Here is a 12,680-nt window from a genome sequence, read left to right on the forward strand (position 1 = left end):
GACCGCGGCAGCGGATATTCCCGGTTAAGCGCCTGGCTTACTTCCGGCCGATACCCTCCTGCTGGGCCCAGGGGTTTGGCAGGATAGACGAATGACTCTTTCACCTACATTGACGTTCAATGACGGAAACACGATTCCCCAGCTCGGCTATGGCGTCTGGCAGGTTGAGGACGACGTCGCCGAAAAGGTGGTCCGGCAGGCGTTTGAAGCAGGCTTCCGCCACATTGACACCGCCAAGATCTATGGCAACGAGGCAGGTGTGGGGCGGGCGATCGCCAGTTCCGGCCTTTCCCCGGAGCAGCTCTTCATCACCACCAAGCTCTGGAACGCTGACCAGGGCTACGAGTCCACCCTGGCAGCCTTTGAGGCCTCGATGGACAGGCTGGGGCTCGAGACGCTGGACCTGTACCTGATCCACTGGATGCAGCCCAAGCAGGACAAGTACCTGGACACCTGGAAGGCGCTGATCGAGCTCCAGAAGCGCGGCAGGGTCAAGTCCATCGGCGTATCCAACTTCACCGCCGAGGGCCTGCAGCGGCTCATCGATGAAACGGGCGTTGTCCCTGCCATCCACCAGATTGAACTGCACCCGTACTTCAGCCAGCGTGAACTGCGCGAGTTTGGTGCTTCGAAGGGCATCCTGACCCAGGCTTGGTCGCCGCTGGGCCAGGGCGGCGAGCTGCTCGAGGACGCTACGGTGGCCTCCATTGCCGCCAAGCACGGCGCCACGCCAGCGCAGGTGGTCATCGCCTGGCATCTCGCCATCGGCAACGTGGTGATCCCCAAGTCCGTCACCGAATCCCGGATCCGCGAGAACTACGCGGCTCTTGAGGTAAACCTGGACGCCGAGGACATCGAGGCGATCAACGCCCTTGACCGCTCGGCCCAGGGCGAAGGCCGCATCGGCGCAGACCCGGCTGTTTCCGACTTCGCGTAACTGCCAGGCGGCGCCCGCGCCAGGGCTTTAGCCGCGCACAGCGCCCTGCCTGTTCTTACAGGCAGGGCGCTTTGTGTTTAAGCGGGAACTGTTTAGGCGGCTGTGCGGAGCTGCTCTATGGCCACGGCGTCAACGACAGCCCAGCTGTCCTCCCCGGCGCAGTGCCGGCTGGCGAAGCGCTCCGCCTCTGCCAGGGTGTCAAAGACCTCAGCCCGTGCCCGGCCGCAGTCGGCGTCGAAGTACGTGACGTGAAATTCCTGTACCAGTTGCTTTTCCATGAATCCAGTCTGCAACCGGGGTCTGACAATCACGGGAATCAGTCCCGCGTGTTGCCCAGCCTAAGGACCCGTTCCTGCGCAAGGACTGCCGTCCGCTCGGCTTTGTCCGTGGCACGCACCGCCTGTTTCGCCTCGGCGACGGTGGCCGCCAGCTTCTTCTTTGAGCGCTCCAGCTGCTCTTCTGCTGTCCTCAGCCGGGCACGCAGATCTGCGGTCTCCCGGACCAGTTCCGCAATGTCGGTCCGTAGGTCGTCGGCCTGGTCCTGCAGCTCCCGTGCCGCAAGGGCCGCCGCGGCCTCTGCTGCCTGTGCATCTTTTAGGGCCGCACTGGCCCTTTCCAACGCCGGCGGTGACGCAGGCCGCGGAGTCTGCCGGACCGCCTCAAGCCGCGGCTTGTCCGGCTTGCGCTGTTGCGGCGCTGCCGCCGTCGTCGAACGCATCTTCCTGCCGGCGGGAGCTGCAGGCCCGGAGGCGGGAGCTGCGGCAACGGGCGGAAGGACCGAGGGGACTGCCACGGTGCCATCCAGGTCAACGGCGTTTACGCCGTCTGCCTGCAATGTCTTGAGCAGCCGCCCGCTCCGCACGGCCGCTGCTGCTCCCTCATCCGCTGTCAGCGCGCGAAGTGTCTCCTCGACCTCGCCTGCCATGGAATCGCTGATGGCCCGGCCGTGCTCCCGGGCCACGGAACGGGCGGTGTCGACGGCGGCGGCGAGCGAAGTGCGGCGCTCACGTCCCAGGTCACGGAGCGACGCGGCGTCCAGCGCCACCTGTGCCGCGCGCATCCTGCCGCCGAGTTCCGTCAGCTGGGCCAGGACATCCGGTTGGTGCTGGGCCAGCATATTCACCGCCCAGGCGGCAACCGAGGGCTTCGGCAGTGCCCGCACCGCAGCCGCCAGCTCTTTGTCCGCCGAGGCTGCTTCCTTGGCAGCACTGGCCCGGGCTGCCACAAAATCTTCCAGCGGCCCGGCGTAGAGCTGGTTGGCGACCTCTGCCAGGACCTTGTCTTCCATGCACGCCATCTTAGATACCCGACGCACACGCGCCCCAACAACCGGCGGCATGACGCCGGTTGTTGGGGCGACCGTGGTAACTGCCGCAACCGCGCGGGAGATCCTCCGCCGGAGTTCCTTGGGTCAGAGACGCTCTCCGAAGGTGTTCATCCCGGGCTTGGGCGCGCCCGGGACCCTGCATGATCACCCACGGATACGATGCCACTGCATCATTGGAAGCTTTCAAGGGGGAAGCATGTCTAAAACCATTCCGCAGGCATCGAAGAGGTCTCGTGCCTGGATCTGGCTGATTGTAATCGGCCCCATTCTGAGTGTTGTTGGTCTCATCACAGGTTTCGCGAGTGCAGGAGCGGCGTGCCGAAGCGTCGTTGGCCCGAAGGAAGGGTTGGTCAAGTCGTACGGGACGTTGCAGGGCATGGGTGGTGGGGAACGCACCTGTGAGAGTGTCATGGACGCCGTGGCTGTGCCGACGTGGACCTTCATCGTGCTGGGACTCGTCCTGTTCCTCACCGGGATCATCGTCCGTTCCGCCACCACGAAGCGGGCATATGTTGCCGGGGAACAGCGGCCTACAAAACAGGGAGTCAATCGGCGGTCAATTCTTCAGGGTGCGGTGGCGTTTTTCGCGACGGCCCTGGCCGGCGCGGCTCCGGCGTACGCGAATGGAAACGTCCGGTATGTCAGCGCATCAGGTTCAGACAGTAATCCGGGAAGCGTGACGGCACCCTGGCGCACGCTTGCCAAGGTACGCTCAGCCATGGCATCGGGCGACCTGCAACGCGGTTCCACTGTCCTGTTCAAGCGCGGGGACGACTTTTACGGGTCCATCCATATGCCGTCCCTGATCGGATCTTCAGGAACGCTGACTATCGGCGCGTACGGTGAGGGAGCTCGGCCCCGCTTACTGGGCTATAAGGTGAGCAAGGCTGCATGGACGCAGTACAGCGGGAACATTTGGAAGCTGAACATCGCGGCGAACAGTGGCCAGTATTCGGGTAACACGTCCGAGGCTTCCACCAACGTGGGATTTCTGAAGGCTGCTGGCATGATTCACGGCCGGAAACGTTGGGCTATTTCCGAGTTGGCGGCAGACTGGGAGTTTTTCAGCGATTCCACGTACGTGTACGTTCGCTTGGGGGTAAACCCTGGGGCGGGCGTGGCCATTTCCGTTCAACGGGACCTTTTGCGGCTGGCCTCGCACACCACAGTGCAGGACCTGTACCTTGGCGGCACCGGAGCGCACGGTGTTACTACCGGCGGCAAGAACGTTGTTATCCAGCGGAACGAAATCGAGTGGATAGGCGGTTCTGCCCTCTCGGGAACTACGCGATACGGCAACGGGGTGGAACTTTACGTGGGCGCGGCGAGGGTCATGATCCGGGAGAACGTAATCCGGCAGACGTACGACGTCGCGCTGTCGGCACAGGGTACCGGCACGGCAGGCTGGACCGACATTACGTGGGAATCCAATCGGCTTGAGAACTGCAACATGTCGCTGGAACTGTGGGGTAAGGGCGGCGGCACGGGATTTCTTAGGTGCAGGTTCATAAACAACACCTGCATTGACGCCGGCTACTCGTGGGCCGCACTCATCCGGTCCGACCGGGACGGCAAGGGAACGCACCTGTTGACCTATTCCATGGAAGTCCCTGTGGACGTGGAAATCACGGGCAACAGTTTCCTTGGGGCGCGGGACAACTACACCCGCAACAGCGGCGACAGGCAAATACCCGCCGGGATCATCACCCATCGCAACACCATCAAGCTGGGCGCCGGTAAAAAGATCGCGTACGGGGCTGAAAACCCGGAGACCAGCGAACAGGCCGCGCAATGGCAGGCGCGGACGGGAAGGGAGCAGGCCTCAATCTTCGCTGTGAGTTACTGACGGCCTAAAACAAAGGAAACCGGCCATCCCAGCAGCGCACCTACTACCGTCGCAGCCTGGACAGGCTGCGACGGTAGCTCTGCGTCTGCGGTAATAATCCCAGCGCCAGCTGTGGACCTAAAAGGGGGTTACCGCTTAACCAGCGAAAAACCCCGGAAACCCCTAAAACTACGGGTTGTCCGGGGTTTATCCCGAGCTTCCTATCAGAATCGAACTGATGACCTTTTCATTACGAGTGAAGGTATCCCGCACGTTCCTGCGTGCTCCCGTTTGTGCCCTGAAGCCCGTCATCTAGCTGTTTCTTCTAGGCAAAGCATTCATGCGCGCTCCTGCGAATCACTTTTCAAAGTATGCCCCAAAGTGTGCCCATGGTCCTGTTTGTCCCGCGCTGACCGCCGCCACGGCGAAGCCTGCATAGAGAACAGCGTGACCCATCAGAATGAAGACAACGAGAAGACCATCTGGCTGACGCGCAAAGAAGCCGCAGAGCACATGCGCCTCAGCCCTGCAACCCTCGCGAACTGGGCAAGCCAAGATAGCGGCCCTGAATATGTGCGCATAGGCAGGGGGCGCGTCCTATACCGCAGGGACGATATAGACATCTGGGTGGAGCACCAGGCAAAGAAGGTCGCCTGATGGCTCGCGCAAAGACCCCAGCCTGGCAACTGTTTGAGTACGTCCCTAAGGAAAACGACGACGGCACATGGATCGCCCGAAGCTACTACAACGATGACGCCGGAATTCGGCACGCGGTCAAACGGTCAGCCCGCAAAAAAGGGGCTTTGAAGTTAGCCATGCAACGTGCGGTCGCTGAGGCGAAAGAACGGTCAGAGCAGCTGAAGGAGGAGGCCGAACGGCTGAAGAAGGAGGCTGAGGAGGCAAGGGAAGCGCCTGTACTGACCCTCGCAGAAGTGGCGGAAAGCTGGCTGGAAAGAAAGAGGCCTGCGCCAGTGCAAATCGACGAAAGGCTGCAGTCGGGTACTCCTCCTACGAGGCAAATCCGTATGCAGACATGGATCTCGTATGCGGACAACCTGCGCAATCACGTGTTGCCTGAACTTGGACACTTTGCCCTTATCGAAGTGAGGACCCCGCATCTCGAAGAAGCCATTCATGGGATGTACGACAATGAGACAGGGGAGGGCTACAGAACAGCAGAAATGGCCAAGCAAGTTCTCAGTCAGATCATGGACTACGCCGTACGACAAGGACATCGACTGGATAACCCGGTCCGTTTTGTGTCTAAAGTTCCCAGCAGGCATAAGGTGCCGGTGAAACTGCCCACGGACACGCTCGCTGCTGTTCAGGACGCGGTACGTACTCGTGTGCCGGAACCCGGAATAGGCGGACCAAGGCCGACGAGCAGGCTGTCAGACGTTGTCCTCCTCCTTCAAGGAACTGGTATGCGGGTAGGAGAAGGCCTCGGAATTCGCTGGGACGACGTCCAGATCAAGAGGGCCATGGTTTTGGTTACCGTCAGCGGCACGCTCATCGAGAAGGGCGGCTTCTACCGGCAGATTTACCCGAAAAGCTCCAAGAGCTACCGGACGCTACAGCTAACGAATCCTGTCCTGCTGGAAATGTTCCGTAGACGCTACACAGATAAGAGTGAAACGCGGACGAATGCCGTCTTTCCAACGCGTAATGGCACCTTCATGAGGCTGAGCAACTTTCGCACGGCCTTAAAGGAGGCAATGAAAGCTGCTGGGCTTAGCGAAAAGATCACGCCGCACACGTTCCGATCCACAGTCGGTAGTGGGGTTGCCGAGACCTTCAACTATGAGGCGGCGCAGAAGCAACTGGGTCATTCATCACCTGAGACAACACGAAAGCACTATGTTCAGCTGCCAGACCTCGTGCCGGACTTTTCGTTGGGCATCGACATGGCTTGGCTTCTGGAGGACATGGGGAAAGCACAAAAAGGGAGCGGGCCCAACTCAAACTCGTCTTAAGAGCTGGACTCGGGTTTTGACCTTCTTGAGGTCAGATGACAAATCGAAGGGCCTTGCTATAGCTGGCCGGTTTACGTTGTGCCCACGTCGTGAGCACAGGGCGAAGCACAAGCTGCACGAGAACTGCAGGAGGTGTAAGGCAGACTGAAGGCGTCACGCATCTATTACCAGAGGGGGAGTCATCACAATGCCGAACATCCAAGTCATAAACTCACCGCAGAAAAGGGATCTCCGATTCAGGGTCAAGGCCACGGGCGAGACCGGAACTGCAGTTAGCTCAAGCAACGGGACCTCAAGCATCGGGCGCCTGGCATCGATCGGCAGTGAGTGGAACGTTCGGGTGATCGACATCTGCATCGACGATACGGGCGAGATCAGGTCCTTTCGGGCTGACCATCTTGAGGACGTCAGGGCATGACGACGCCACAGGACATCCCTGACACCTGTCCGAAGTGCGGCGGTGAAGTTCGCCTCCGGCCGCCGCTTGACGGCACCGCGCTTGGTATCAGCAAGCGCAATTGGCGATGCGCCAAAGGCTGCATGAGCTGGAGTCAGAGGTAGACGAATGTCTTATAGACGTCTCCGAGGAGATCCGGAGCCTTACCCGACTCAACCGAGCGAATTCGTTTGTATGACACCGGATGCTCACAGGGACCTGAGGAAGCGACGGTGAGCAGGACGGGCATGCGAGAGGCCCCGTGGCATTGGGGGTCGCCGCGGGGCCTCTCTAAGGCGCCCTCCCAAATGGGGGAAAATGGGAAGCCGCCCGTACAAAGCTACTGGCGTGTATCTACTACAGCAACTTGCATTTTCGCAGGTAGGGCCTGCATTCGGACAGATTCAAATCCGTCCGCCGACCTCTCAGCCGCATACTCCGGTTCAGGCGCCGCAAGGGCCAGTCAGCGGTGACGGACTCCCGGGCAGCGAGCAACGTGCGCATGATTTCCCGCACCCGTGCGTTCGCTTGCCTGGCGTTTCCCTCAATGACTGGCTCCTAGAACCTGACGGTGTAGCAGAAATCGAGGTCGAATCAGGCGAGATGGTTTTTTCAGCAATTCTGGAACCTGTCGATCAAGCCCTCCTGGTGGACGAAGCCGACGAAAACGAATGGGCGCTGGAGCTCGGAGGCGAGGCTCACCGTCTGATTCCGTATCAGCTGACCGCGCTGGAACCTTTGCCACGGCTGGGCAGTTCTGTCCGTGAGCACGGAGTGATCACCATCCCGCAGGGTGGCGAGCCCGACGCCGCTTGTTCCGCTGCCGGCCCTCCCAGCTGCCCGCCGGAGGCTCCGGGGCACGCTTGACTAGGCTCTGCCGGATAGCTGCGATCTCCTCGGGCCCGAACCTGGCCTGCCTCCCGATTATTATGGCGGGCCACTTCCCATCCGCGACACGGCGCCGGACAGTCATAGGAGATCCGGAACATGTCCGCTACCTCTCGGGTGGTCAAGTAGCGGTCCTGCGATGGAGGTTTGATCGCCTCGCTTAGCTGGCTCACCTCTTCCCGCAACCCGGCGATCTCCGCTGCCAAGCGCTCCAGTTCGCCCCCGCCGGCCATAGCGACTCCTGTTCAGTGGCAAGGGCAGCAGCAGCGCGCCGTTGCCGTCATGTACTCGTAGTCGGGCTCCAGGTCCTCGTACCTGGCCGCCGCAGCTTCCGCCTCATCCTCCGCGGCTATCCGCCCCATCATTGCCGCGAAACCTTCCGGATCAAACTTCACCATCCGTGAAGCGTAGAGGCGACGGCTGACATCACCCTTAGGGCAGGATGGGACATGACTTCCTAGAACGCACCCGAGGAACAGAAGCGCCGCTTCCTGACCATCGAGCAGGTAGCCGAAGAACTCAACGTCGGCCAGCCGCTCGTTCGGGCACTCCTCCGAAGCGGCGAGCTGCGCGGAATACAGATCGGAGGCCGAGGCATCTGGAAGGGTAGCCTCCACCGACGTCGAGGACTACATCAGCCAGGCATACAAGACCACGGCCGAGAGGATCGCGGCCGGCGAGATACCGGAAGAAGAACCCGAAGCCACCTGACCGCAGTCCTCCGTGACATACTTCATCTACCGCGCTGGGTCCTTTCCGCGTGGAGTTTTTTCCTCTGCTTGATAATCAACTTCTTGGCACGATGAAGACTTCTGAACCTGCTATGCCTCTCGTAGAGTCGCGGTTCCACCATCGTTGCCAACTCATTGACTTGGGAAAGAAGTGCGCGTACATCTGGCCAATCGGACTTTTCCTTTCCGGGCTCGGGAAGCAGGAACAGGTCACTTAGTTCATGGGAATGTGCAGCAATGTCCTCGGTGATGCAGTTAGAGCGGGCTGCGATGCGCTGGTCTGTACTCGCAAGGAGCTTGTAGCCGGACGCCCGAAGCCGAGTGTATTTCTCGGTGACATCTTCAGTAGCCTGAGTCCGGTAGTCATCGGATTTCTTATGGAGATGTCCAGCCCTGGCAAAGTCGACATACTGTTGCACGCGACCAAGATAAACCCCCGCGTCGTGGCAAAAGTCCGCTACATCCGCTCTTAGCTTTTGTGCTTGCTCATCACGCATTTTGACAACTCCAAAGGCTGTCTGGATCAGGCCACCGATGATCACCCCTCCGATGCCGATGAGGGCAGGGGTGTAGTCCGGTGGAGCGGCCACGGGCTCCGCTGCAGTAATTAGGTCCAGGATCATGCCATCATCCTTTCATTCTGGCTAGGGGGCATGGGTGTTGCTTGTATCCGGTTCCTGCTGGAGCGAGCTGACTTGAGGTCAGCTCGTATAGTCACGAGGTCGGCGAACCACGTTCATGTTGTTCTGGCGAGAATGGCCGCCGAGGGTGGGTTCCTGGACGGCCGGATACTCCTCGCTCATCCGCGCCTAACATTCCCCAGGGAGCGTCCCAGCCAGGCGGATAGCCCCTTGTTTCGTGGCTCGATCTCGGCCGGTAGTGCGCGGTCCAGATCCCAGGACTTCACTCTTTCAGCCTCCCAGATGTCGAAGAGCTCATCCGCCCGGTTGCCGTGTCTGTACTCGGCTTCCTCCCGAAAGACGGGCAGCGCGTCTAGGAAGACCACGTGCCGGCCATCGGGCAGGTCCAGTTGAGGGATCAGGTCATCGGGGCGCTCAGTTAGTACGCAGCCGGTGAAGTCCCGGCCCTTGATGACCTTCCAGTCCCCGGCGACGAACACACCATGCCGCGGCACTGTTCCGCTCTTGAGGACACTGAGGGCCATGTCGGCGAAGCCTTCCAGGACGGCTTCATCTCCGGGCCTTACGCCGACGAACAGCTCGACGGCGTGCTGGAGGGCATCGGGGCCGTACTGGCTGGCACCTGCGGATGCGTAGAAGTGGACACCCAGGCGACTGGTGCCGGCGGACCATTCGAAGACTCCCAGGGCGTGTCCGTCCCTGGTCCGCAGCGCCCGGTAGGCCGGCTCGGTACCGACGACCTGCGTATAGTGCTTGCGCAGCTGCTCAACGATCACGGCACGACCTCACCCTCGATGTCTTGGCATTGGATATGGATCCTCTCCGGCTGCCCTGGATCGTCACCCCAGATGCTGATCCCAGCGTCGGTGGAACGGGTGCGGAAGCGGGCGATCGGCTCGATGTAGACGGTCTGCACCTCGATCAGTTGGCGGCTGGAGTGGAGGACGCCTTCGTGGAGCAGCGCCAGGGCCGGGCCATCCGGCGGGCTGTCTCCGATGCTGACCTGCACCGTGCCGTCGGCGTCGTGCAGGACGGCGATCCCCCAGGCGTTCTGACTGGTCCAGAAGTTGGCCACACCATCGACGTCCGGGACTTCTATCTGCTTGCCATCCTCGGACATGAGCCACAGCAGACCGTTCGGGAACAGGGCGGCGGCCTGGAAGCTGCTCATGCGGCCGGCTCGATCAGCTCGGGTCCGTTGTTGCGGACGCTGTTCACCCGGTCGCTGACAATCCGCGGAGTCAGGGTGGGTTCGGGCAGGGAGTCCAGCAAGTGCTGTACATCTGCCTTGTCTGATAGGTCGGGGTCCAGCCATTCCCCAAATCTGTCTCTCGGGATGATGACAGGCGACCTGTCGTGGACGTGCCCCAGGGCGTCCTGTGTGGTGGTCGTGAGCACTGTGCAGCTGAGCAGCCACTTGCCTGGATCATCTTCCGGCAGGGAAGGGTCGGCCCACCACTCGTAGAGGCCTGCAAAGCCGAGCAGCGGATCGTTCTCGGAGTACAGGTAGTTGGGGATCTTCTTGCCGTCCTCGGTCTTCTGCCACTCGTAGTAGCCCTCGGCTGGGACGATCGCGCGGCGCTTCACCACGGCCTTCCGGAAAGACGGTTTTTCCAGGATGGACTCGCTGCGGGCGTTGATCAGCTTGGAGCCGATCTTGATGTCCTTGGCCCAGGACGGCACCAGGCCCCACCGGGCGATCAGCAGGTGCCGCTCGATGCTGCCCTCATCCAGGCGCTCGGCCACAATCGGAACGCTCTGGGTCGGCGCCACGTTCCAGCTCGGCGGCGGCGGGGTCCCCTCGACTTCCTTTGCATCAAAGAAGGACAGCAGGTCTCCTGTGGCTTTGGACATCACGTATCTTCCGCACATGGGCCCATTCTGCCCCACGCATCCGGAAACGCTTGGGCAAAAAAGCGTCCACCGGTGAGTGCTGATCGGTAGTCTTAGCACGGCTCTGCAGGGGGCAGGGCCTTTTCCAAAAGGGGGGAATGATGAAGTTGAGCATCAAACAAGCCATGGCCGGACTGGGAGCGGTGGCTCTGGCGAGCACGTTGGCGGTTCTGCCGGCCGCGCCGGCCCATGCTGCGCTGTCCTGTAGCGGCACACAGGTGTCTATGGACACCTTGTACAACAGCAACGGCGCGATCATGGGCCGCATGGGCATCTACCGCGACGGCCCGATCTTTTGCGGGGTGATGGTGAAGGCCGGATGGGCGTACGGAGAGCGCACTTGGGTGAGCATGGACGTGCACCCGGAAAACACCGTGACGCCCCGCGTGACCGACGCAGGGTGGGCCTTGTACCAGACCAACTCCGTCACCATGGATGCCAGGAAGTCTCCTAACGGATGCCTGATATTCAGTTCGTCGGCCAGCAACAGAGAAGCCCTTATGGTCGCATCCAAGTACCGGGTCGTGTGCGGGTAACCGGCATGCAGTAGCACTGCTCGGGTCACCAGATCGGACCCACAGGAGGGTCGGGGCATTGCGCCGGCCCTCCTGCCTGCCGACTAGGGAATTCTTCCGTTCTTCGGTATGTTGCAGTCGCCGACAAACCCAACAGAAATGAGAAGCACCCCCGTGGCAACCGACTACGACGAACTGCGCACAGACGTCAAGGAATCCCAGAACGACTCCCTTGAAGCGCTGCAGTCCGCCAAAGCTCCGGACGCGAAGTCCGTCGTTCAGGAACTCGATGAAGCCGATGTCTTCGATGGCCTCACACCTGGTGGTGAGTTCATCGCCGAGGAACTCGTCGTCGAGGTCGTGCCGCAGGCGGATGACGAATTCACCTGCTACTCCTGCTTCCTGGTCCGCCACCGCTCCCAGGTCGCCCGGGAGAAGAACGGGCACTCCTACTGCATTGAATGTGAAGGCTGAGCTTCCCGGACGGTTCTGGCCGGCCATAGGTGATGATGTCTGGGACCGGATCCGGTCCGAGTTCGGGCTGCCGTCACTGGAGGATGTGACCCGCCGGTTCCAGGCGAGCTCGGACCAGCCGCTCCCATCGTTTGTCCGGGTCTTCATCGGCGAAGGCACCTTCTGTCCCGGGTTCCAGTTCCAGGACGGGGATCCGGTCCCGGCGGTGCTGCGGCTCTTTGACGCGGCGCTGGAGCTGAAGGTCCCCCACAACGTTTTCGCGGCCTGGATGGTCACTCCCGTGCGCGCTTCCGGCACAGCAAGGCCCATTGATGTCCTTGATCGGGTCCCCGAGTTGGAGCGGGAGCTGGCCGCTTTTGCCGACCGGCACAGGCCCGTTCCGGCCAAACGCTGAACCCATCCAAAAGGGTCAGCGCCTGCCAGTACTGTTGAGTCCATGGTGACCCAGAGCGCGATTTTCGTTGATGCAGGCTTCCTCCTCGCGGTGGGCGGCACACACGTCGCCGGCACCTCGCTGCGGTCAGCCTTCAAGGTCAACTACGAGAAGCTCATTCAGGGCATTCTGAAGCGCACCGCGGACCACTGCGGTCTGGATGTCCTACGGGTCTACTGGTACGACGCCTCCAAAGACGCACTCTTCACCGACGAGCACAAGCGGATCGGTCTGCTGCCGGATGTGAAGGTCCGCCTGGGCCGGATCTCCTTCAACGGAGAGCAGAAGGGTGTCGACCTCAAGCTCGGCCTGGACCTGGTTGGTGTGGCCCGGAACAGGGCGGCGTCCGTGGCTTTCCTGATGTCTGGGGACGATGACCTGGCCGAGGCCGTCGAGGAAGCCCAGGACCTGGGCATGAAGGTTGTCCTGGTGGGCCTGGATAACCCCAACCATCGGCTCGGCGTCACCTCCGTGGCTGAACACCTTGCCCTGCGGGTGGACAGCATTATCACCCTGCCGACATCGCTGATTGAGGAGTGCTTCACCAAGACTGTCGCGGAGGAGCCACGCCCCACCCCTGCACTGGCTGTCCGGCCGCCGGGGACAC

Annotated in this window: 17 protein-coding genes; 10 read left to right on the forward strand and 7 right to left on the reverse strand. The window is 61.5% G+C overall.

Annotation, left to right across the window (positions count from 1 at the left end; genetic code table 11):
- Window positions 1-91 precede the first annotated feature (91 nt).
- Complete coding sequence (locus tag HTS88_RS21335) at window positions 92-937, forward strand: aldo/keto reductase (protein ID WP_174182100.1); 846 nt, start codon at window positions 92-94, stop codon at window positions 935-937.
- Between the two features lie 92 nt (window positions 938-1,029).
- Here HTS88_RS21335 and HTS88_RS21340 read toward each other — a convergent pair whose 3' ends face one another.
- Both HTS88_RS21340 and HTS88_RS21345 read right to left on the reverse strand, forming a co-directional pair.
- Entirely contained in the window at window positions 1,030-1,215 is a 186-nt protein-coding gene (locus tag HTS88_RS21340; RefSeq protein ID WP_174182102.1) for a hypothetical protein, read from the reverse strand.
- A gap of 38 nt (window positions 1,216-1,253) precedes the next feature.
- Window positions 1,254-2,225 (reverse strand): hypothetical protein, encoded by a 972-nt coding sequence (locus tag HTS88_RS21345; RefSeq protein ID WP_174182104.1) that lies wholly within the window; start codon window positions 2,223-2,225, stop codon window positions 1,254-1,256.
- Window positions 2,226-2,274: 49 nt separating this feature from the next.
- Between HTS88_RS21345 and HTS88_RS21350 the strand changes: the two genes are divergently transcribed.
- From HTS88_RS21350 to HTS88_RS21365, 4 genes are all read left to right on the forward strand, one after another.
- Complete coding sequence (locus tag HTS88_RS21350; RefSeq protein WP_174182106.1) at window positions 2,275-4,110, forward strand: right-handed parallel beta-helix repeat-containing protein; 1,836 nt, start codon at window positions 2,275-2,277, stop codon at window positions 4,108-4,110.
- Window positions 4,111-4,536: 426 nt separating this feature from the next.
- Window positions 4,537-4,746 (forward strand): helix-turn-helix transcriptional regulator, encoded by a 210-nt coding sequence (locus HTS88_RS22385; RefSeq protein WP_217432815.1) that lies wholly within the window; start codon window positions 4,537-4,539, stop codon window positions 4,744-4,746.
- Window positions 4,746-6,062 carry a tyrosine-type recombinase/integrase gene (locus HTS88_RS21360; RefSeq protein ID WP_174182108.1) on the forward strand — a complete coding sequence of 439 codons (1,317 nt, stop codon included), beginning with the start codon at window positions 4,746-4,748 and terminating at the stop codon, window positions 6,060-6,062. The genes HTS88_RS22385 and HTS88_RS21360 overlap by 1 nt, the downstream gene beginning before the upstream one ends.
- 1,039 nt (window positions 6,063-7,101) lie before the next feature.
- Window positions 7,102-7,365 carry a hypothetical protein gene (locus HTS88_RS21365; RefSeq protein ID WP_174182110.1) on the forward strand — a complete coding sequence of 88 codons (264 nt, stop codon included), beginning with the start codon at window positions 7,102-7,104 and terminating at the stop codon, window positions 7,363-7,365.
- 266 nt (window positions 7,366-7,631) lie between these two features.
- On the opposite strand, the gene HTS88_RS21370 is transcribed toward HTS88_RS21365, so the two are convergent.
- A complete protein-coding gene (locus tag HTS88_RS21370) occupies window positions 7,632-7,784 on the reverse strand; it encodes a hypothetical protein (protein WP_174182112.1) in 153 nt (50 codons plus the stop codon).
- 99 nt (window positions 7,785-7,883) lie between these two features.
- Here HTS88_RS21370 and HTS88_RS21375 point away from each other — a divergent pair, with 99 nt between their 5' ends.
- Window positions 7,884-8,192: a MerR family transcriptional regulator gene (locus HTS88_RS21375; protein ID WP_343045051.1), complete on the forward strand. Its 309-nt coding sequence runs from the start codon at window positions 7,884-7,886 to the stop codon at window positions 8,190-8,192.
- Here HTS88_RS21375 and HTS88_RS21380 read toward each other — a convergent pair.
- From HTS88_RS21380 to HTS88_RS21395, 4 genes are all read right to left on the reverse strand, one after another.
- The gene (locus HTS88_RS21380) at window positions 8,120-8,740 is read right to left on the reverse strand and encodes a hypothetical protein (RefSeq protein WP_174182114.1); all 621 of its coding nucleotides are present in this window, start codon (window positions 8,738-8,740) and stop codon (window positions 8,120-8,122) included. The two genes, HTS88_RS21375 and HTS88_RS21380, sit on opposite strands and share 73 nt — an antisense overlap.
- A gap of 176 nt (window positions 8,741-8,916) precedes the next feature.
- The gene (locus HTS88_RS21385; RefSeq protein ID WP_174182124.1) at window positions 8,917-9,534 is read right to left on the reverse strand and encodes a suppressor of fused domain protein; all 618 of its coding nucleotides are present in this window, start codon (window positions 9,532-9,534) and stop codon (window positions 8,917-8,919) included.
- Window positions 9,531-9,929 carry a hypothetical protein gene (locus tag HTS88_RS21390; RefSeq protein WP_174182126.1) on the reverse strand — a complete coding sequence of 133 codons (399 nt, stop codon included), beginning with the start codon at window positions 9,927-9,929 and terminating at the stop codon, window positions 9,531-9,533. Before HTS88_RS21390 ends, HTS88_RS21385 begins: the two co-directional genes overlap by 4 nt.
- Window positions 9,926-10,630, reverse strand: coding sequence for an SOS response-associated peptidase (locus HTS88_RS21395; RefSeq protein ID WP_174182128.1), 705 nt, complete (start codon window positions 10,628-10,630; stop codon window positions 9,926-9,928). Before HTS88_RS21395 ends, HTS88_RS21390 begins: the two co-directional genes overlap by 4 nt.
- A gap of 122 nt (window positions 10,631-10,752) precedes the next feature.
- Between HTS88_RS21395 and HTS88_RS21400 the strand changes: the two genes are divergently transcribed.
- The 4 genes from HTS88_RS21400 to HTS88_RS21415 form a co-directional block, all read left to right on the forward strand.
- Complete coding sequence (locus HTS88_RS21400; protein WP_174182130.1) at window positions 10,753-11,187, forward strand: hypothetical protein; 435 nt, start codon at window positions 10,753-10,755, stop codon at window positions 11,185-11,187.
- Window positions 11,188-11,340: 153 nt separating this feature from the next.
- Complete coding sequence (locus HTS88_RS21405) at window positions 11,341-11,640, forward strand: DUF4193 family protein (RefSeq protein ID WP_174182138.1); 300 nt, start codon at window positions 11,341-11,343, stop codon at window positions 11,638-11,640.
- On the forward strand, window positions 11,630-12,034 hold the full coding sequence (locus HTS88_RS21410) for a hypothetical protein (RefSeq protein ID WP_174182132.1): 405 nt from the start codon (window positions 11,630-11,632) through the stop codon (window positions 12,032-12,034). Before HTS88_RS21405 ends, HTS88_RS21410 begins: the two co-directional genes overlap by 11 nt.
- 42 nt (window positions 12,035-12,076) lie before the next feature.
- Window positions 12,077-12,680, forward strand: a 604-nt coding sequence (locus HTS88_RS21415) for an NYN domain-containing protein (RefSeq protein ID WP_174182134.1), incomplete at its 3' end; no start/stop codon positions are given.

It is taken from the genome of Pseudarthrobacter oxydans (genome assembly GCF_013314975.1).
Classification (GTDB): Bacteria; Actinomycetota; Actinomycetes; order Actinomycetales; family Micrococcaceae; genus Arthrobacter; species Arthrobacter oxydans.

What these genes read in the sequence shown, in the direction of transcription:
- HTS88_RS21380 (WP_174182114.1), bottom strand. Translation starts at nt 8,740, where the DNA reads ATGATCCTGGACCTAATTACTGCAGCGGAGCCCGTGGCCGCTCCACCG.
- HTS88_RS21335 (WP_174182100.1), top strand. Translation starts at nt 92, where the DNA reads ATGACTCTTTCACCTACATTGACGTTCAATGACGGAAACACGATTCCC.
- HTS88_RS21400 (WP_174182130.1), top strand. Translation starts at nt 10,753, where the DNA reads ATGAAGTTGAGCATCAAACAAGCCATGGCCGGACTGGGAGCGGTGGCT.
- HTS88_RS21340 (WP_174182102.1), bottom strand. Translation starts at nt 1,215, where the DNA reads ATGGAAAAGCAACTGGTACAGGAATTTCACGTCACGTACTTCGACGCC.
- HTS88_RS21370 (WP_174182112.1), bottom strand. Translation starts at nt 7,784, where the DNA reads ATGGTGAAGTTTGATCCGGAAGGTTTCGCGGCAATGATGGGGCGGATA.
- HTS88_RS21390 (WP_174182126.1), bottom strand. Translation starts at nt 9,929, where the DNA reads ATGAGCAGCTTCCAGGCCGCCGCCCTGTTCCCGAACGGTCTGCTGTGG.
- HTS88_RS21395 (WP_174182128.1), bottom strand. Translation starts at nt 10,630, where the DNA reads ATGTGCGGAAGATACGTGATGTCCAAAGCCACAGGAGACCTGCTGTCC.
- HTS88_RS21360 (WP_174182108.1), top strand. Translation starts at nt 4,746, where the DNA reads ATGGCTCGCGCAAAGACCCCAGCCTGGCAACTGTTTGAGTACGTCCCT.
- HTS88_RS21350 (WP_174182106.1), top strand. Translation starts at nt 2,275, where the DNA reads ATGACGCCGGTTGTTGGGGCGACCGTGGTAACTGCCGCAACCGCGCGG.
- HTS88_RS21365 (WP_174182110.1), top strand. Translation starts at nt 7,102, where the DNA reads ATGGTTTTTTCAGCAATTCTGGAACCTGTCGATCAAGCCCTCCTGGTG.
- HTS88_RS21345 (WP_174182104.1), bottom strand. Translation starts at nt 2,225, where the DNA reads ATGGAAGACAAGGTCCTGGCAGAGGTCGCCAACCAGCTCTACGCCGGG.